This is a genomic window from Citrobacter sp. Cpo091 (genome assembly GCF_030332645.1).
GTDB classification, from domain to species: Bacteria; Pseudomonadota; Gammaproteobacteria; order Enterobacterales; family Enterobacteriaceae; genus Citrobacter; species Citrobacter portucalensis.
The window spans coordinates 58326-76321 of sequence record NZ_JAOWHL010000040.1 but is presented as its reverse complement, the minus strand read 5'-3'; the positions used below and the strand labels follow the sequence as shown (position 1 = coordinate 76321).

The 17996-nt window shown below is 50.6% G+C and carries 18 protein-coding genes, 1 pseudogene and 1 other annotated feature; of the genes and pseudogenes, 8 read left to right on the top strand and 11 right to left on the bottom strand.

What is annotated here, in order from left to right; all coding sequences use genetic code 11:
• Positions 1 to 56: 56 nt before the first annotated feature.
• The 3 genes from ugd to OGY04_RS19375 all read left to right on the top strand — a co-directional run bounded on the left by ugd (position 57) and on the right by OGY04_RS19375 (position 2575).
• Positions 57 to 1223 carry a UDP-glucose 6-dehydrogenase gene (ugd, locus tag OGY04_RS19385; protein WP_071445414.1) on the top strand — a complete coding sequence of 389 codons (1167 nt, stop codon included), beginning with the start codon at positions 57 to 59 and terminating at the stop codon, positions 1221 to 1223.
• 269 nt (positions 1224 to 1492) lie between these two features.
• Positions 1493 to 2146, top strand: a complete 654-nt coding sequence (locus OGY04_RS19380; RefSeq protein WP_286585878.1) for an acetyltransferase — start codon at positions 1493 to 1495, stop codon at positions 2144 to 2146.
• A gap of 3 nt (positions 2147 to 2149) precedes the next feature.
• The gene (locus OGY04_RS19375; protein WP_071445367.1) at positions 2150 to 2575 is read left to right on the top strand and encodes a MaoC family dehydratase; all 426 of its coding nucleotides are present in this window, start codon (positions 2150 to 2152) and stop codon (positions 2573 to 2575) included.
• 201 nt (positions 2576 to 2776) lie between these two features.
• Here the strand turns inward: OGY04_RS19375 and OGY04_RS19370 are convergent, their stop codons facing one another.
• The gene (locus OGY04_RS19370; protein ID WP_286585876.1) at positions 2777 to 3781 is read right to left on the bottom strand and encodes an NAD-dependent epimerase; all 1005 of its coding nucleotides are present in this window, start codon (positions 3779 to 3781) and stop codon (positions 2777 to 2779) included.
• Positions 3782 to 4180: 399 nt separating this feature from the next.
• Here OGY04_RS19370 and wzzB point away from each other — a divergent pair, with 399 nt between their 5' ends.
• Positions 4181 to 5164, top strand: coding sequence for an LPS O-antigen chain length determinant protein WzzB (gene wzzB, locus OGY04_RS19365; protein WP_286585875.1), 984 nt, complete (start codon positions 4181 to 4183; stop codon positions 5162 to 5164).
• A gap of 54 nt (positions 5165 to 5218) precedes the next feature.
• Here the strand turns inward: wzzB and hisIE are convergent, their stop codons facing one another.
• From hisIE to hisL, 9 genes are all read right to left on the bottom strand, one after another.
• Entirely contained in the window at positions 5219 to 5830 is a 612-nt protein-coding gene (gene hisIE / locus OGY04_RS19360; RefSeq protein ID WP_103285506.1) for a bifunctional phosphoribosyl-AMP cyclohydrolase/phosphoribosyl-ATP diphosphatase HisIE, read from the bottom strand.
• A complete protein-coding gene (hisF, locus tag OGY04_RS19355; protein ID WP_019077116.1) occupies positions 5824 to 6600 on the bottom strand; it encodes an imidazole glycerol phosphate synthase subunit HisF in 777 nt (258 codons plus the stop codon). The genes hisIE and hisF overlap by 7 nt, the downstream gene beginning before the upstream one ends.
• Positions 6582 to 7319, bottom strand: a complete 738-nt coding sequence (gene hisA, locus OGY04_RS19350) for a 1-(5-phosphoribosyl)-5-[(5-phosphoribosylamino)methylideneamino]imidazole-4-carboxamide isomerase (RefSeq protein ID WP_008785166.1) — start codon at positions 7317 to 7319, stop codon at positions 6582 to 6584. The genes hisF and hisA overlap by 19 nt, the downstream gene beginning before the upstream one ends.
• Entirely contained in the window at positions 7319 to 7909 is a 591-nt protein-coding gene (gene hisH / locus OGY04_RS19345; protein ID WP_286585874.1) for an imidazole glycerol phosphate synthase subunit HisH, read from the bottom strand. The genes hisA and hisH overlap by 1 nt, the downstream gene beginning before the upstream one ends.
• A complete protein-coding gene (hisB, locus tag OGY04_RS19340) occupies positions 7909 to 8976 on the bottom strand; it encodes a bifunctional histidinol-phosphatase/imidazoleglycerol-phosphate dehydratase HisB (protein WP_071445372.1) in 1068 nt (355 codons plus the stop codon). The genes hisH and hisB overlap by 1 nt, the downstream gene beginning before the upstream one ends.
• Positions 8973 to 10052 carry a histidinol-phosphate transaminase gene (gene hisC / locus OGY04_RS19335; protein WP_286585873.1) on the bottom strand — a complete coding sequence of 360 codons (1080 nt, stop codon included), beginning with the start codon at positions 10050 to 10052 and terminating at the stop codon, positions 8973 to 8975. The genes hisB and hisC overlap by 4 nt, the downstream gene beginning before the upstream one ends.
• Positions 10049 to 11353: a histidinol dehydrogenase gene (gene hisD / locus OGY04_RS19330; protein ID WP_286585872.1), complete on the bottom strand. Its 1305-nt coding sequence runs from the start codon at positions 11351 to 11353 to the stop codon at positions 10049 to 10051. The genes hisC and hisD overlap by 4 nt, the downstream gene beginning before the upstream one ends.
• A 127-nt stretch (positions 11354 to 11480) precedes the next feature.
• A complete protein-coding gene (gene hisG / locus OGY04_RS19325; protein ID WP_003834191.1) occupies positions 11481 to 12380 on the bottom strand; it encodes an ATP phosphoribosyltransferase in 900 nt (299 codons plus the stop codon).
• Between the two features lie 45 nt (positions 12381 to 12425).
• Positions 12426 to 12548: a sequence feature (His leader region), on the bottom strand.
• Positions 12524 to 12571: a his operon leader peptide gene (gene hisL, locus OGY04_RS19320; RefSeq protein WP_100250077.1), complete on the bottom strand. Its 48-nt coding sequence runs from the start codon at positions 12569 to 12571 to the stop codon at positions 12524 to 12526. (Overlaps the previous feature by 25 nt.)
• A 174-nt stretch (positions 12572 to 12745) precedes the next feature.
• On the opposite strand from hisL, the gene OGY04_RS19315 reads away from it, so the two are divergent.
• From OGY04_RS19315 to plaP, 4 genes and pseudogenes are all read left to right on the top strand, one after another.
• Positions 12746 to 13570 carry an SDR family oxidoreductase gene (locus OGY04_RS19315; protein WP_008785162.1) on the top strand — a complete coding sequence of 275 codons (825 nt, stop codon included), beginning with the start codon at positions 12746 to 12748 and terminating at the stop codon, positions 13568 to 13570.
• Positions 13571 to 13611: 41 nt separating this feature from the next.
• A pseudogene (locus tag OGY04_RS19310) lies at positions 13612 to 14596 on the top strand (LysR family transcriptional regulator).
• 162 nt (positions 14597 to 14758) lie between these two features.
• Positions 14759 to 14821: a membrane protein YoeI gene (gene yoeI, locus OGY04_RS23145; RefSeq protein ID WP_099045591.1), complete on the top strand. Its 63-nt coding sequence runs from the start codon at positions 14759 to 14761 to the stop codon at positions 14819 to 14821.
• The gene (gene plaP, locus OGY04_RS19305) at positions 14811 to 16172 is read left to right on the top strand and encodes a putrescine/proton symporter PlaP (RefSeq protein ID WP_003834188.1); all 1362 of its coding nucleotides are present in this window, start codon (positions 14811 to 14813) and stop codon (positions 16170 to 16172) included. The genes yoeI and plaP overlap by 11 nt, the downstream gene beginning before the upstream one ends.
• Before the next feature lie 59 nt (positions 16173 to 16231).
• Here the strand turns inward: plaP and sbcB are convergent, their stop codons facing one another.
• Positions 16232 to 17656, bottom strand: coding sequence for an exodeoxyribonuclease I (gene sbcB, locus OGY04_RS19300; RefSeq protein ID WP_048215987.1), 1425 nt, complete (start codon positions 17654 to 17656; stop codon positions 16232 to 16234).
• Between the last annotated feature and the right edge of the window lie 340 nt (positions 17657 to 17996).

The window sequence follows — 17996 nt, the reverse complement described above, 5'->3', positions numbered from 1 at the left end:
TCTTGTGATGGTCGATGGACTTTCACCGTGGTTTAACTCAAAAAAGTTTCTATCAAATGAAAATAACTATTTCCGGTACCGGTTATGTCGGCTTATCCAACGGTATTCTGATTGCCCAGCACCATGAAGTGGTTGCTCTGGATATCGTCCCGACTAAGGTTGAGATGCTGAATCAGAAAAAATCGCCGATCGTTGATAAGGAGATCGAAGAATATCTGGCGACAAAACAGCTGAATTTCCGTGCAACGACCGATAAGTATGATGCTTACCGCGACGCGGACTACGTTATCATCGCGACACCGACTGATTACGATCCGAAGACCAACTACTTCAACACCTCCAGCGTCGAGTCAGTGATCCTCGATGTGGTCGAAATCAACCCAAATGCGGTGATGGTAATTAAATCAACGATTCCGGTTGGCTTTACGAACTCCATTAAAGAACAGTTGGGCATCGACAATATATTCTTTTCTCCAGAATTCCTGCGTGAAGGTAGTGCACTGTACGACAACCTGCATCCGTCCCGTATCGTTATTGGTGAACGTTCTGAACGCGCCGAGCGTTTTGCCGCGTTGCTGCAGGAAGGTGCGGTTAAAAAAGACATTCCAACTCTGTTTACCGACTCGACTGAGGCTGAAGCCATCAAGTTGTTCGCTAACACCTATCTGGCGTTACGTGTGGCCTACTTTAACGAACTGGATAGCTATGCAGAAAGCCTTGGTTTGAACTCACGGCAGATTATTGAAGGTGTGTGCCTGGATCCGCGTATCGGTAATCACTACAACAACCCGTCATTCGGTTATGGTGGCTACTGCTTGCCGAAAGATACTAAGCAGTTGCTGGCGAACTATGCGTCTGTGCCGAATAACATTATTGGCGCGATCGTTGATGCGAACCGTACGCGCAAAGACTTTATTGCAGATTCCATCCTGGCGCGTAAGCCCAAAGTGGTCGGCGTGTACCGTTTGATCATGAAAAGTGGTTCCGATAATTTCCGGGCATCATCGATTCAGGGCATCATGAAGCGCATTAAGGCCAAGGGCGTTACGGTCATCATCTACGAACCAGTAATGTCGGAAGATGAATTCTTTCACTCTCGTGTGGTGTGTGACCTGGAGGCGTTTAAGCAGGAAGCCGATGTGATAATCTCTAACCGCATGGCCGATGAGTTGGTGGACGTTGCAAGTAAAGTCTATACCCGTGATTTGTTTGGTAATGACTAAATCTGATCCGACTTTCTTTAATTCTGCCAGATGATTTCAAGGTATGTCTTTTGCGGGTCTTACCAACTTTTAGAAATGACCTCAACGGTTAACGTTGTGGTCATTCTCTTCCGTAGTTGTGTTCAAACGTTTAAAGCCCTGTCAATAGGGCTAGAAAATGCTGAGATTTTGAATAAAGGGTTTCTAAAAGTGGTTTCATTTTTGCTGCTACTTGTTATAACTTTTTAGTGGCTTTAATATCTTGTTATCATGGGCTTATTGAGGTGACAATGAAAAAAATATATGGCGTTGTTGGGGCAGGTGGTTTTGGCCGTGAGGCTATCCCTCTTGTAAAAAAAATGATCGATGATTCAGGGGAAACCTCTGAACTGGTTTTTATTGATGATAACGATGCGCTTGATAAGGTCAATGGTTATAAGGTAATGTCCTTAAAGGACTTCCTTGATTCAGATTTCGAAGAAAAGTTATTCAATATTGCAATCGGCGATAGCCAGATACGCGAAAGAATTTCTGCGGAAATGATCGCCAAGGGGGCCAAAGCCTTCACTATTGCTCATGATAATGTTGTTATTCTTGATAATACAATAATTGGTGAGGGGGCGATATTATGTCCATTCGTTACTGTGACATCAAACGCGAAGATAGGTAAATTCTTCCATGCCAATATTTATTCCTATGTTGCACATGATTGCATTATAGGAGACTACGTTACTTTTGCACCTTCAGTAAAATGTAATGGCAGTGTTGTCATAGAAGATCATGCCTATATAGGGACTGGAGTAGTCATAAAACAAGGTACGCCTAAGCGTCCTATTGTCATTGGAAAGGGGGCTATTGTGGGTATGGGGGCCGTTGTTACTAAGAGTGTACCTCCTGGGGTTACAGTTTTTGGCAATCCAGCTAAGCCTCTTGGAAAGGGATGAACAATGATTAGTAATAGTGTTTCAATCGAGGAAATACAAGTTGGCATGAGCGCAAGTTATACTCAAACTATAACTGATGCTGATATCAAAGCGTTTGCTGGAGTATCTGGGGATCATAATCCTGTACATGTCAGCGATACCTATGCTTCAGAATCCAGGTTTGGTAAACGTATTGCGCATGGTTTAATATCAGCAGGTTTCTTTTCTGCATTATTCGGAACCAGATTACCAGGTTATGGTTGTGTATATGCTTCACAAACGCTCAATTTCAAGTATCCTGTTTTTATTGGCGATACGGTACTAGCTACTGTGACTGTAAAATCAGTTGATATAGAAAAGAGAAAGATTACTTTTGATACCATCTGTCAAGTTGGAAGGAAAAAAGTAATTACTGGAGAAGCAGAGATCTATATTCCTGAAAAGAAATGATAGGCATAGTTCAGAGCTTAAATTTGTACTGAATGTAAAAAGACCACTAAGTACAGAGGAGATTTATGATGCTTATCATAAGATAGAATTCAGACCATGTAGAAGAGCAAAAATCCGTTATCCCATAGTGGCTACGGATTTTTGCACAATCAGTGGGGTATTTAGGGATTTAGTAAATACTTAGCTTTAGCATTCATTATGTTACACTTTATAAAACACGCGGTACCAGTCAACAAAGTTCTTCACCCCATCATTTACCGTGGTTTCAGGTTTAAAACCAATTACCTCATACAGCGCTTGAGTGTCTGCGCTGGTTTCCAGCACATCACCTGGCTGTAGTGGTAGCATGTTTTTCTTCGCTTCAATACCCAGAGCATCTTCCAGAGCCTGGATATAGTCCATTAGCTCAACCGGTGAACTATTGCCGATATTGTAGACGTGATAGGGCGCAATGCTGGCTGCTGGCGTGCCTGTTTCAACGGTCCATTGTGTGTCTGCGTGTGGAATGACATCCTGCAGGCGAATGATTGCTTCTGCGATATCATCAATATAGGTAAAGTCACGCTTCATTTTGCCATAGTTATAGACGTCAATACTCTTTCCTTCTAGCATCGCTTTGGTGAACTTGAACAGCGCCATATCAGGACGACCCCAAGGACCGTACACGGTAAAGAAACGCAACCCGGTTGTGGGCAATCCGTACAGATGGGAATAAGTATGAGCCATCAGTTCGTTGGCTTTTTTGGTTGCCGCATACAGAGATACGGGGTGATCAACGGAATCATCCGTTGAGAAAGGCATTTTGCGATTCAGGCCGTAAACTGAACTGGATGAGGCATAGAGTAAATGCTGAATTTTATTATGGCGACACCCTTCCAGTATGTTCAGAAAGCCCGTGAGATTTGAGTCTGCGTAGGCATGCGGGTTTTCGAGTGAATAACGTACGCCAGCCTGTGCGGCGAGATGAATCACACGTTCAAAATGACCGGATGCGAAAAGTTCACTCATACCCTCGCGGTCGGCTAAATCAATTTTATGAAACTGGAAACCAGGCTGTGCCAGTAATTCCAGACGAGCTTGTTTAAGGCTGACGTCGTAGTAATCGTTCAGGTTATCAATACCGACTACTTGATGGCCAGCCTCAAGGAGGCGTTTGCTAACGTGGAAGCCGATGAAACCAGCGGCACCCGTAACCAGGTATTTCATGTTTATTCCTCTTTTTGGCTAAATTATAGCCAGGCACCAACAGGTGCTACTAAAAAGTGGAATGATACCGTTAGATGGTAAAAAAGCTAATTGTTATATTATTTACACCTACCATTTTTACTGGTCAGAAGGTAAGTATTCACGATATGAATTCAATAAAATGAATTGTAAAGTATAACGATTAGCGGGCATGAAACCTGTGTGTTGATGGTTTTTTGCGCATGAAGATGGTCTTTGAGTATTGACACTTTTGTTTAATCGTATCGTTTTTCAGTAGTGATTGAAATACCAATCAAAATCCCTGAAACAATTTGATTTTTTTATCATTAATCCTATGGCATTACCTCAATTTATAGCTAAACTGATCCCAGTTTAAGTCTTTCCTTATCTAGGGTTTCTATGTCTGTAAGTGATAACAACATGTCCGGGCGCAGTCACGATCCGGAACAGATTGATCTGATTGATTTACTGGTACAGTTGTGGCGTGGGAAAGTAACAATCGTTACCGCAATTGTTATTGCCATAGTGCTTGCTGTGGGCTATTTGGCTGTTGCTAAGGAGAAATGGACCTCAACAGCCATTATTACTCAACCGGATGTGGGTCAGATCGCCACATATAACAACGCCCTCAATGTGTTGTATGGTGCCAGTGCGCCTAAGACCACTGAACTTCAGGCAAATGTGATCGGGCGATTCAGCACCTCTTTATCCGCATTGGCTGAAATGCTAGATAATCAGGAAAAACCAGAAAAACTGACGATTGATCAGTCTGTTAAAGGTCAACCACTGCCGTTGGCGATTTCTTATGTGAGTGGCTCACCAGAAGATGCTCAGCGTCAACTGGCTGAATACATTCAACAAACAGATGAAAAGGTTGCTAAAGAGCTGGAGCTTGATCTGGTTGATAATATCAGGTTGCAAACAACCACGATTCAGGACTCTTTGAAAACTCAGGAAGTGGTCGCGCAGGAGCAAAAAGATCTGCGAATTAAGCAAATTCAGGAAGCGCTGCGTTATGCAGAGCAGGCCGGGGTGACTAAGCCGCAAATTCAGCAGACGCAGGATGTGACACAGGACAGTATGTTCCTGTTGGGTAGTGATGCCCTGAAGTCCATGATTGAGCACGAATCTACACGCCCTTTGATATTGTCTGATAACTACTTCCAGACCAAACAAAAGCTGTTGGATATCGAAAGTCTTAAGCTTGAAGGGGCTGAGTTACACGCCTACCGCTATGTGATGAAACCAGCGTTACCGATTCGTCGTGACAGCCCGAAAAAAGCGATTACCCTCGTGCTGGCGGTTCTGCTCGGTGGGATGATTGGTGCCGGTGTGGTGCTGGGGCGAAATGCTCTGCGTGGTTACAAAGCCAAAGCTGAGTAAGTCTAAAGCTGATAACAAAAAACCGGGCTCTGCCCGGTTTTTTACGTCTGCAACTTACTGATGACGTTTGCGTAAATTCTCAATCACCGTCGTCAGGTCGAGGTTCTGGTCCTGCAGCAGCACCAGCAGGTGATACATCAGATCAGAGGCTTCATTTGTCAGCTCAAAACGGTCGTTCACCGTCGCAGCCAGCGCGGTTTCTACGCCTTCTTCGCCCACTTTCTGCGCGATGCGTTTGGTGCCGCTGGCATACAGTTTCGCGGTGTAGGAGCTGGCCGGGTCAGCGGTTTTACGTTCGGCCAGCAGTTGCTCAAGCTGATACAGGAACAGCCACTGGTGGCTTGCGTCACCAAAGCAGCTTGAGGTACCTTTATGGCAGGTTGGGCCAATCGGGTTAACCAGCACCAGCAGGGTGTCGTTGTCGCAGTCAGGCGCAATGCTCACCACATTCAGGAAGTGACCGGAGGTCTCTCCTTTGGTCCACAGGCGCTGTTTGGTCCGTGAGAAAAAGGTCACTTTGCCGCTTTCGAGCGTTTTATCCAGCGCCTCCGGGTTCATATACCCCAGCATCAATACTTCACCGGAAACCGCATGCTGCACGATGACTGGCATCAGTCCGTCGGTTTTTTCCCAGTCCAGCTCGCGGCATTGTTGCTTCGTTAACATATCCTGATCTCCACGCCCTGTGTTGCCAGGTACGCTTTTAATTCGCCAATATTGATAATTTGCTTGTGGAAGACGGAGGCGGCAAGCGCGCCGTCAACGTCGGCATCCCGGAAGGCTTCCAGGAAGTGTTCCATGGTGCCCGCACCGCCGGAGGCAATCAGCGGAACGTGGCAAACATCACGCACTTTTTTCAGTTGCTCCAGGTCATAACCGTTACGTACGCCGTCCTGGTTCATCATGTTCAGGACGATTTCGCCCGCGCCGCGTTTTTGGACCTCCTGCACCCAGTCCAGTGTTTCCCACTGCGTGACGCGGGTACGGCTTTCATCTCCGGTATACTGATTTACATGATATTTGCCGGTTTCGGCGTCATACCAGGTATCAATGCCCACCACGATGCACTGCACGCCAAAGCGATCAGCCAGACGGGTGATAAGTTCCGGTTCGGCCAGCGCCGGGGAGTTGATGGAGATTTTGTCCGCCCCGAAGGAGAGAATGCGCGCCGCATCGTCGATGGATTTAATGCCACCGGCAACACAGAACGGAATATCGATCACTTCCGCCACGCGTGATACCCAGCTTTTATCCACTACGCGTCCATCGCTGGAAGCGGTGATATCGTAGAACACCAGTTCATCTGCGCCTTCATCGGCATAGCGTTTTGCCAGCGGGACAATGTCGCCAATAATCTCGTGATTGCGGAACTGGACGCCTTTTACCACCTGCCCATCACGGACGTCCAGACAAGGAATTATGCGTTTTGCCAGCATTGAATGGCCTCCTCAACGGTGAACTTACCTTCCAGCAGGGCTCGTCCGACGATCACGCCACGAACACCAGTCCCGCGCAGGGCCGCTACGTCCTCGATTCCGCCAATGCCGCCAGATGACTGAAACGCCACCTGCGGGTATTTGGCGCACACTTCTTCATACAGTGCGACGTTTGAGCCTGCCAGCGTACCGTCGCGGGAGATATCGGTGCACAGCACGTGCTTCAGGCCGACGGGTAAATAGGTCTCAACCAGTTCTTCCAGTGAAACCCCTGAATCTTCCTGCCAGCCACTGACCGCAACCTGTTTATTCCCGTGCTCGTCAATACGAACGTCCAGCGCCAGTACCAGCGCATCGGCACCAAAACGGGCAAACCAGCTCTTGACTATCTCGGGGGATTTTACCGCCGTCGAACCCACCACCACGCGCGCCACACCTGCGTCAAGAAGCGCCGCCACGTCTGCTTCCGTACGCACGCCGCCGCCAACCTGTACCGGAACATTGACGCCAGCGACCAGCGTTTTGATCAGCGGGATCTGGCGCTGTGCCGGGTCTTTCGCGCCGGTTAAATCAACCAGGTGCAGCACTTCAGCACCCTGGGCGGCATAATCCTGCAAACGGGGGAGAGGATCGTTGCCGTAATCACGTTGCTTAGCGTAATCGCCCTGATGAAGACGCACCACCGTGCCGTCGATTAAATCTAATGCCGGAATAATCATTACATCTCCAGAAAGTTTTTCAGCAACTGTGCCCCAGCCGCGCCCGAACGTTCCGGGTGAAACTGTACGCCAAAGAAATTGTCCTTTTGTACTGCCGCGGTAAACGGTTCGCCGTAATTGCACTGGGCGATGGTCCACGGGTTTACCGGCATAGCGTAGCTGTGAACAAAGTAGAAATAGGCGCCATCTTCAATGCCCTGGAACAGACGATTTCCCGCCTGCGGATAGACGCGATTCCAGCCCATATGCGGCAGCGGCAGACCGAAATCGGTCATCTTCGGGACGTCCTGCTCAATAATGCCCAGCAGGGAGACACCGTTACTCTCTTCGCTGCGGCGGCCCAGCAGTTGCATACCTAAACAGATCCCCAGTACCGGTTGCGTGCAGGCTTTAATCAGTTCAATCAGTTCGCGCTCGTGCAACTGGTCCATAGCCGCCTGCGCGGTGCCGACGCCCGGCAGAAACAGTTTATCGGCGCGCAGCACCACGTCCGGGTCACGGCTGACAACCGGGTCGTATCCATGGCGTTCGACGGCGGATTTTACCGAGTGCAGGTTGGCGCAACCGGTGTCCAGAATCACCACGTTCATCACAGCACTCCTTTTGAGGAGGGCAGCGTGTCGCCTTCTACACGAATCGCCTGACGCAGCGTACGGCCAAAGGCTTTAAACAGGCTCTCCACACGGTGGTGGTCATTTTTGCCTTTGGTTTTCAGGTGCAGGGTGACGCCCATAGTGTAAGAGAGTGAACGGAAGAAGTGTTCGATCATCTCCGTGCTCAGATCGCCCACGCGCTGGTAGGTAAACTCCGCGCGGTACTCCAGGTGTGGACGGCCGGAGATATCCAGCGCGCAACGTGCCAGACACTCATCCATCGGCAGCACAAAACCAAAACGGTTGATGCCGCGTTTATCGCCTAACGCCAGCTTTAAGGCTTCGCCCAGCGCCAGACCGGTATCTTCAACGGTGTGGTGATCGTCTATATACAGATCGCCCTTGACGGCAATCTCCATGCGAAAACCGCCGTGGGTGGCGATTTGATCCAGCATGTGGTCAAAGAAGCCAACGCCGGTATTGATTTTGCTGCGGCCTTCGCGGTCCAGCCAGACTTTGACGTCAATCTGCGTTTCTTTAGTATTACGCTCAACGTGTGCGTAGCGGTCACGTTTGGTCAACTGCTCGCCGATCATCGCCCAGTTCAGGGTATCGCGATGGTAACGCAATCCGCTAATGCCCATGTTTTCCGCGAGCTGAATATCGGTCGCCCGATCGCCAATGACGTAGCTGTTCGCCATATCCATGGCCTGTTCAACCAGATACTGTTCAACCAGCTTCACTTTTGGCTTACGGCAATCGCAATCGTCCGCTGGCAGGTGCGGGCAAATCAGTACCTCATCAAACTTCACGCCCTGAGAGGTGAAAATTTGCATCATCAGGTTATGCGGACCGTCAAAATCAGCCTGCGGGAAACTCTGGGTTCCGAGTCCATCCTGGTTAGTGATCATAACCAGCTTAAAACCTGCTTTTTGCAGTTTCAGCAAAACGGGAACAACTTCCGGCTCGAAGGCGAGTTTGTCAAAGCGATCGACCTGAAAGTCACTTGGCGGTTCGGAAATCAGGGTTCCATCACGGTCAATAAAAAGATACTTCTGGCTCATACTTGCTCCGCACGTAAGGCGTCAATGACGCGCTGGCTCTCTTCACGGGTTCCGACAGTAATTCGCAGGCAGCCGCTTAACGAAGGTTGTTTATTCTGATCTCGTAAGATAATGCCCTGATCCCACAAAGATTTAAATACGCTGCTTGATGCGGTGAAGCGCGCCAGAACATAGTTGGTTTCAGAATTGAATACCTGCTCTACACAACGAATTGTTTTCAGGTTATCTACCAGATACTGACGCTCTTCGAGGATCTGCTCTACGCGTTTACGCATGGCGGAAATCCCTTGCGGCGTCAGCGCCTGGGCGGCGATATCTGCCACCGGCGTAGAGAGCGGGTAAGGGGCAATCACTTTTAACAGCAGATTGATAACCTCTTCATTCGCCAGCGTAAACCCGCAACGTAAACCGGCGAGAGCAAACGCTTTGGACAGCGTGCGTAAAATCACCAGGTGCGGATATTCAGACAGCCAGCCTGCCAGCGTGGCCTGCGGGCAAAACTCGATATACGCTTCATCGGCCACCACGATAGCTTTACCCTGCGTCATTTCGAGCAGTGAACGCAGATCCTGCGGGTTTATCAGTTGACCGGTTGGGTTATTAGGGCTGCATACGTAGACCACCTTCACGCCATCAAGCTTGTCCGCGATGCCTTGCAAATCAAGTTGCCAGCTATCAAGGGTTGGAACGGTGCGGCACTCAACGCCAATCGTTTCGGCGCTGACGCTGTACATGCCGTAAGTCGGCGGGCAGTAGAGAATGGCATCTTTACCGGGTTCGCAAAAAGCGCGCACCAGCAGTTCGATCCCTTCATCTGCGCCGCGGCTGACCAGCACCTGCTCCGGTTTGACGCCAGCATACTGCGCGTAATTCTCAATCACAGCTTTCGGCTGGCATTCAGGGTAGCGGTTCAGCGTTTGCTGAGTGAGCTGGAACTCAACGGCGGTTGGGTACTCATTCGCGTTGAGCCAGACATCGCCGTTACCGCCGAGACGACGGGCAGACTGATAGGGCGTTAATTCGCGAACATTCTTACGGGCTAAATCAGTGACGCTGAGAAAGTTGTCAGTGCTCATGCTTGCTCCTTCAGGGCGTTAACGCGCAGGGTGACGGCATTTTTGTGGGCAGTCAGTCGTTCAGCAGCGGCCAGTGTTTCAATGGTTGAGGCCAGGGCAGAGAAACCTTGTGGGGTTAATTCCTGTACGGTCATCCGTTTCTGGAAATCAGCCAGCCCAAGGCTTGAGCAGGTCGCGGTATAGCCGTAGGTCGGAAGAACGTGGTTGGTGCCAGAAGCATAGTCGCCTGCGGATTCCGGCGACCAGTCGCCGAGGAACACCGAACCGGCGCTGGTGATCTCATCAACCAGTTCACGCGCGTTGCGGGTCTGAATAATCAGGTGTTCCGGACCGTAGGCGTTAGATATTTCAACGCACTGCGCCAGATCTTTCGCCACGATTAAGCGGCTGGCTGAGAGCGCCTGACGTGCGGTCTCAGCGCGGGAAAGCTCAGCGAGCTGGCGTTCAACGGCTTTGGCAACGCGTTCGGCAAGCGTAGCGTCTGGCGTCAGGAGAATAACCTGCGAATCAGGGCCGTGTTCGGCCTGAGAAAGCAGGTCAGAGGCAACAAAGTCCGGCGTCGCACCGCTGTCGGCGATAACCAGCACTTCGGACGGGCCAGCAGGCATGTCGATGGCCGCACCGTCAAGACGCTGGCTGACCTGGCGTTTGGCTTCGGTCACATATGAATTGCCCGGCCCGAAGATTTTATCGACCTTAGGAATAGATTCGGTGCCCAGCGCCAGCGCGGCAATAGCCTGCGCACCGCCCACATTAAACACCTCTTTTACGCCACACAGCTGCGCGGCGTAGAGGATTTCATCGGCAATCGGCGGCGGTGAGCACAGTACCACTTTTTTGCAGCCGGCGATGCGCGCCGGGGTCGCCAGCATTAATACGGTAGAAAACAGCGGTGCCGAACCTCCAGGAATATACAGGCCCACGGAAGCGATAGGGCGGGTAACCTGCTGGCAACGCACGCCTGGCTGGGTCTCGATATCCACCGGTGGCAGGATCTGCGCGGTGTGGAAAGTATCAATATTACGCACCGCCGCCTGCATGGCTTGTTTCAGTTCGTCGCTCAGGCGACTGCTGGCTTGCTGGATTTCTTCCTCGGTCACGCGCAGCGCGCCAACCTCGGTTTTATCGAACTTTGCGCTGTATTCACGCAGCGCCCGGTCGCCGTTATTTTTGACGTTCTCAAGGATCTCGGCCACCGTACGGCTGATGCTTTCAGAGGCGGAAATCGCCGGGCGCATCAGCAGTTCGCGCTGCTGCTCAGGGCTATAGCTATTCCAGTCAATCAGGGTATTGAAGCTCATGGTCGTTACTCCATCATCGGGTGTTGCCGGATGGCGGCGCTGCCTTATCCGGCCTACAAGACCCGTAATATCAATGATTGTGACAATTCTTGTAGGCCTGATAAGCGAAGCGCCATCAGGCATCAGATCACTCCATCATCTTCTCAATCGGCAACACCAGAATTGAGCTGGCACCGAGCGCTTTCAGTTTTTCCATTGTTTCCCAGAACAGGGTTTCGCTGCTGACCATGTGCATGGCAACACGCTGCTGGTCGCCTGCCAGAGGCAGAATGGTAGGGCGCTCAGCGCCGGGCAGCAGGGCGATGACCTCGTCCAGACGCTCGCTCGGCGCGTGCATCATGATGTATTTGGATTCACGGGCCTGAATAACCCCCTGGATACGGGTTAGCAGTTTGTCGATCAGTTGTTGCTTGGCTTCGGCCATTTCGCCGTCGCGCTGAATCAGACAGGCTTTAGAGCGGTAGATCACTTCTACTTCGCGCAGACCGTTGGCTTCAAGCGTTGCGCCGGTGGACACCAGATCGCAAATCGCATCAGCCAGACCCGCACGGGGAGCGACTTCTACTGAGCCGTTTAACAGACAAGATTTAAACGAAACTCCTTTCTGATCGAGATAACGTTTGAGCAGGTGTGGGTAAGAGGTCGCGATACGTTTACCGTTCAGCGCTGCCGGGCCATCCCAGGCTTCATCAACCGGGGTAGCCAGCGAGAGACGGCAGCCGCCGAAGTCCAGACGGCGCAGAGTAAAATAGCGAGGGTCTTCACCCTGTGCCCGGCGGTTGAGCAGTTCCTCTTCCAGAACATTTTCCCCGATGATGCCGAGGTCAACGACACCGTCCATCACCAGACCCGGGATATCGTCATCACGCACGCGCAGAATATCGATCGGCATGTTCTCCGCCATCGCAATCAGGCGCTGGGTGTGAAGATTAATTTTAATGCCGCAACGGGCCAGTAATTCGCGTGAATCATCGCTTAAGCGGCCTGATTTCTGCATAGCTATGCGTAAACGGGTGTTGTCTAACATTCTTTATTCCTCGTTATCCTGTCTGAATCAGTTTGGGTCACGCACAAAAAAAAGCCCCCGGAAGAAATCTTCCGGGGGCTTTCTCATACGCTCATACACCGCTGGAAGATTTAAACGTCTCCCAGCACACATCGCCTGAAAGACTAGTCAGGATGATGGTGATGATGGTGTTTGAATTGAGCGCGTGTCATAAATTTTCTCGATGAATGTTTATTCATTTGATGTCTTTTAACCTAAACCACTTTAGCTACGGAAAGCAAGGGCTTTTTTTGATCATTAATTCATTTCATATTGATACTATGAATTGTCAGCCACCGTGGGCTGGCGTAGCCTTGCGTTATAGGCCAAAAGTCAGGAGAGAAGGCATGAAAAAGGTCGCAATTGTCGGGTTAGGTTGGTTAGGCATGCCGTTAGCCATGTCGCTGGCGGCGAGAGGCTGGCAGGTTACCGGCAGCAAAACCACATTGGATGGGGTGGAAGCGGCCCGCATGAGCGGTATCGAGAGTTATTCGCTGCGCCTGGAACCTGAACTGGTCTGTGAGGCTGACGATCTCGATGCACTGATGGACGCCGATGCGCTGGTTATTACGCTGCCTGCGCGTCGTAGCGGTCCTGGGGAAGCATTTTACCTGCAGGCCATGCAGGAACTGGTCGACAGCGCGCTGGCGTATCGGATCCCACGAATTATTTTTACCAGTTCGACGTCAGTCTATGGTGACGTTCAAGGCACAGTGAAAGAGGGGACGCCGCGTAATCCGGTCACGGCGAGCGGTCGTGTCCTGAAAGAACTTGAAGACTGGTTGCACAATTTGCCAGGCACGTCGGTGGATATTTTGCGTCTGGCCGGGTTGGTCGGTCCGGGAAGACATCCTGGTCGCTTCTTTGCCGGCAAGACGGCACCAGACGGACATCATGGCGTCAATCTGGTGCATCTGGACGATGTGGTTTCTGCCATCACGTTACTGCTGCAAGCGCCTAAAGGGGGACACATCTATAATATATGTGCGCCTATGCATCCGGCGCGTAACGTGTTCTATCCGCAGATGGCCCGCCAGTTGGGGATGGAGCCGCCGGAATTTCGCGGCGGTACGGATAACGGTAAAGGTAAAGTCATTGATGGCAACCGTATTTGTAATGAGCTTGGGTTTGAGTACCAGTATCCTGACCCGCTGGTGATGCCGATGGAGTGACAATCCAGCAGAGTGCCGCTGTATACCGCCAGGGGGCGAGTATGAAACCACTGCTGGACGTTCTTATCATCCTCGATGCATTAGAAAAAGAGGGCAGTTTCGCGGCGGCGTCGGCAAAATTGTTTAAGACGCCGTCTGCGCTTAGCTACACCGTCCATAAGCTGGAAAGCGATCTTAATATTCAGCTACTCGATCGCAGCGGACACCGGGCTAAGTTCACCCGCACCGGGCAGATGCTGCTGGAAAAGGGGCGGGAGGTGCTGCACACCGTCCGCGAACTTGAAAAGCAGGCGATTAAACTTCACGAAGGCTGGGAGAATGAACTGGTTATTGGCGTAGATGATACGTTTCCCTTTTCACTGCTGGCCCCACTCATCGAGTCTTTCTATCAACACCACAGCGTGACGCGCCTGAAATTTATCAATGGCGTGCTGGGCGGCTCCTGGGATGCCCTCACTCAGGGCCGGGCGGATATTATCGTTGGCGCCATGCATGAACCCCCTGCAGCGAGTGAATTTGGCTTTGCACGGCTCGGGGTTTTGGAACAGGTGTTTGTGGTTGCGCCGCATCACCCGCTGGCGCAGGAACAGGAACCGTTAAATCGTCGTACCATTCGCCGTTTTCGCGCCATTGTGGTGGGCGACAATGCGCAGCATGCCAACGTCTCAGGTTCCCAGGTGCTGGACGATCAAGAAGCCATTACCGTTTTTGACTTCAAAACCAAGCTGGAACTGCAAATCAGCGGTCTGGGATGTGGCTATATTCCGCGCTACCTGGCGCAGCGATTTCTGGAGAGCGGCGCACTGATTGAGAAAAAAGTGGTCGCGCAAATTGTCTTTGAACCCGTGTGGATAGGCTGGAATGAACAGACCGCCGGGTTGGCCAGTGCCTGGTGGCGGGATGAAATTTTAGCAAATAGTGCTATTGCGGGGGTGTATGTTAAAACGGCTGCTGACAAATCAATCAGTTAAGAAAAAATATTCTTTTGTGGTCGCTTCAATCTCTTGTTATTTCTCCCCAATTTAGGGCAAAATACGCCGCTTGCAAAAAATGACATTAACCGACGTTTTAATACGCGTCGGTTATTTTTTTGCATCAAACCAATCATTCATAAAAGAGGCCGGGCTTCGTACCGGATAGATACTTACTTAAAAATCGACAGTTGTTGTCGCTGAGGATTAACAAAAAATGGGGCAATTTTTTGCTTACGCGACGGTTTTCGCCGTAATGGGGGATAACCATGTCGCATAACGCTACTCCAAACACCTCTCGCGTGGAATTACGTAAAACGCTTACGCTGGTTCCGGTTGTCATGATGGGCCTTGCCTATATGCAGCCGATGACGCTGTTCGATACATTCGGTATCGTATCAGGAATGACCGATGGTCACGTCCCGACAGCTTACGCCTTTGCACTGATCGCCATCCTCTTTACCGCACTGAGCTACGGTAAACTGGTGCGTCGCTATCCGTCCGCAGGCTCTGCCTACACTTACGCCCAGAAATCCATTAGCCCGACCGTTGGCTTTATGGTGGGTTGGTCATCACTGCTGGACTACCTGTTCGCTCCGATGATCAACATTCTGTTGGCAAAAATTTATTTTGAAGCCCTGGTGCCGTCGATACCGTCATGGATATTCGTGGTGGCGCTGGTGGCCTTTATGACCGCCTTCAACCTGCGCAGCCTTAAATCCGTTGCGAATTTCAACACCGTAATCGTGTTGTTGCAGGTGGTGCTGATTGCAGTGATCCTCGGCATGGTCGTTTATGGCGTGTTCGAAGGGGAAGGTGCTGGTACATTGGCGAGCAGCCGTCCGTTCTGGTCAGGTGATGCACACGTGATCCCGATGATCACGGGCGCTACGATCCTGTGCTTCTCGTTCACCGGTTTTGACGGTATCAGCAACCTGTCAGAAGAAACCAAAGACGCTGAGCGCGTGATCCCGCGTGCGATTTTCCTGACTGCGCTGATTGGTGGCCTGATCTTTATCGTCTCCACCTATCTGTTGCAGCTGTACTTCCCGGATATCTCGCGCTTCAAAGATCCAGACGCTTCACAGCCGGAAATCATGCTGTACGTCGCCGGTAAGTTCTTCCAGGTTGGCGCGCTGATTTTCTCTACCATTACCGTACTGGCGTCCGGTATGGCGGCGCATGCTGGCGTAGCGCGTCTGATGTACGTGATGGGGCGTGACGGCGTGTTCCCGAAAAGTTTCTTCGGTTATGTACACCCGAAATGGCGTACTCCGTCCATGAACATCATTCTGGTTGGTGCGATTGCTTTGCTGGCAATCAACTTCGACCTGGTAATGGCGACGGCGCTGATTAACTTTGGTGCGCTGGTGGCGTTTACCTTCGTTAACCTGTCGGTGATCTCCCAGTTCTGGATCCGTGAGAAGCGTAACAAGACGCTGAAAGACCACTTCCAGTATCTGTTCCTGCCGATGTGCGGTGCGCTGACCGTTGGTGCGCTGTGGGTGAATCTGGAAGAGAGCTCAATGGTTCTGGGTCTGATCTGGGCTGGTATCGGTCTGATTTACCTGGCTTGTGTGACCAAAAGCTTCCGCAACCCGGTGCCGCAGTACGACGAAGATGTCGCGTAATAACGGTATTTAGCTGAAAAAAAACGGAGACAAGTTCTCCGTTTTTTTATACGTGGGATTTATACAATCTCTTCGGCGTACTGCCAGAGTGATTTCAGCAGCATCAACTTTTCTTTGTTATCCGCATATTGCTGGCTCAATAGCTGCAATTCATTGGCGTAATTTTGCAAAAACTCCGGTGTGAATACCTGGCGGCGATGGTCCAGCCAGCGTTGCTGTTCTGCTTCGTCCAGCGTTCCCGGGAAGTTACGTGCACGGTAATTAAACAACAGTTTTTCAATGCGCTTATCGACAAAGGAGATATCCAGCGCCGGTAAATTGCGTGGTTCTGTTTCCAGAACGATTTTCATCGCCGCACGGTCAGCATCGCTGAAAAAGCCGTTATAAAGTTGGGCATCTACGTTATCTGATGGTGTAAAGGGTTCCGCATCTGCAAAGATCGCGACCACTTTGTCTCGTATCTGCGGATTTTCGCGCAGAACTTTGAGATTATCCAGACAGTGCTGGCGGTTAATGCCAAGACGGTCGGCATCTTCCGGACGCAGGGTATTAGCCTGTGCCAGTACCGGGCATTTGTTGATGTGCACCAGTTTAACCGGTACGGCCGGGTTATCACCCAGATCCGCTTTAGACGTGTAAAGCCGCTCGCGCAGGGCGTCACTGTCGAGTTCGAGCAGCGGCGAAATATCACCGGCTAAGTCGACCATAATAACCGCGTTACGATTCTCCGGATGCCACGCCAACGGCGCTACCCAACTGGTGTTTCCGCGCCATGCGCCGAACATACCAGAGACATGGACCAGCGGTTTCATTTGCGGGACATCAATCAGCGCGGCCAGCTTGTGCTTATTACGATGGCTGTAGAGGTAATCAAACAGACGCGGCTGGCGCGACTTCACTAATTGCGCCATTGCGATTGTGGCGTATACGTCCGCCATAGCATCGTGAGCATTGGTATGCTCAATACCGTTGGCTTTGGTCAAATGCTCCAGTCGGAAGCTGGGTAAGCCGTCGTCGTTTTCCGGCCAGTTAATACCTTCAGGGCGCAGGGCATAGCAGGCGCGCATCACATCCAGCAGATCCCAGCGCGAATTATCGTTCTGCCAGCTCCAGGCATAGGGATCGTAGAAATTGCGATACAGGATGTTGCGCGTCACCTCATCATCGAAGCGCACGTTGTTATAGCCCAGGATACAGGTTTTCGGCACGGTGAACAGGGCGTGGATGCGTGCAGCAAAAGCGGCTTCATTTTCTCCCTTTTCACGTGCTTCCTGCGGTGTGATACCCGTAATCAACACCGCCTCAGGCTGCGGCAGATAATCGTCCGCGGGTTTGCAATAAAAGACTTCTGGTTCACCGATGATGTTGAAATCATTATCTGTGCGGATAGCCGCAAATTGCGCGGGTCTGTCCAGCGCTGGATGGGTACCAAAGGTCTCGTAATCGTGGAAGAGAAAACCAGGTTGCTGCTTGCCGTCATTCATTGTTCAGTTATGTCCGGGATCAATTTAGCGCTGGTTCAAGAATATCAAAAAATAGCGAGATAATCAGCTATGGCATTATCGAAGCTGGATTGTGTACGCAATAAAATTGAGATAAACAGGACATTAATGGAATTAATTAATAAATTCCGCACTGTTAAAATAAATTACGGAAATAAAACATCTTGAAGTTGCGGGGTTTTAAATAATCTAACTGATAACCATTATTGTTATTTTCCTCTTCTTAGGTGTGTTCTGGAAACTTTAAAAATCTTTTATAAACAATGGGTTTTTATTTATGTCAATTCGCTGTCATGCATTGTAATGAAATGTGATTGATGTA

Coding starts and splice junctions, on each gene's coding strand:
- hisF (WP_019077116.1), bottom strand. CDS start 6,600: ATGCTGGCAAAACGCATAATTCCTTGTCTGGACGTCCGTGATGGGCAG.
- hisIE (WP_103285506.1), bottom strand. CDS start 5,830: ATGTTAACGAAGCAACAATGCCGCGAGCTGGACTGGGAAAAAACCGAC.
- hisA (WP_008785166.1), bottom strand. CDS start 7,319: ATGATTATTCCGGCATTAGATTTAATCGACGGCACGGTGGTGCGTCTT.
- OGY04_RS19315 (WP_008785162.1), top strand. CDS start 12,746: ATGAAAAAGGTCGCAATTGTCGGGTTAGGTTGGTTAGGCATGCCGTTA.
- plaP (WP_003834188.1), top strand. CDS start 14,811: ATGTCGCATAACGCTACTCCAAACACCTCTCGCGTGGAATTACGTAAA.
- OGY04_RS19380 (WP_286585878.1), top strand. CDS start 1,493: ATGAAAAAAATATATGGCGTTGTTGGGGCAGGTGGTTTTGGCCGTGAG.
- hisH (WP_286585874.1), bottom strand. CDS start 7,909: ATGAACGTGGTGATTCTGGACACCGGTTGCGCCAACCTGCACTCGGTA.
- sbcB (WP_048215987.1), bottom strand. CDS start 17,656: ATGAATGACGGCAAGCAGCAACCTGGTTTTCTCTTCCACGATTACGAG.
- ugd (WP_071445414.1), top strand. CDS start 57: ATGAAAATAACTATTTCCGGTACCGGTTATGTCGGCTTATCCAACGGT.
- OGY04_RS19370 (WP_286585876.1), bottom strand. CDS start 3,781: ATGAAATACCTGGTTACGGGTGCCGCTGGTTTCATCGGCTTCCACGTT.
- hisD (WP_286585872.1), bottom strand. CDS start 11,353: ATGAGCTTCAATACCCTGATTGACTGGAATAGCTATAGCCCTGAGCAG.
- OGY04_RS19375 (WP_071445367.1), top strand. CDS start 2,150: ATGATTAGTAATAGTGTTTCAATCGAGGAAATACAAGTTGGCATGAGC.
- hisC (WP_286585873.1), bottom strand. CDS start 10,052: ATGAGCACTGACAACTTTCTCAGCGTCACTGATTTAGCCCGTAAGAAT.
- hisB (WP_071445372.1), bottom strand. CDS start 8,976: ATGAGCCAGAAGTATCTTTTTATTGACCGTGATGGAACCCTGATTTCC.
- wzzB (WP_286585875.1), top strand. CDS start 4,181: ATGTCTGTAAGTGATAACAACATGTCCGGGCGCAGTCACGATCCGGAA.
- hisG (WP_003834191.1), bottom strand. CDS start 12,380: ATGTTAGACAACACCCGTTTACGCATAGCTATGCAGAAATCAGGCCGC.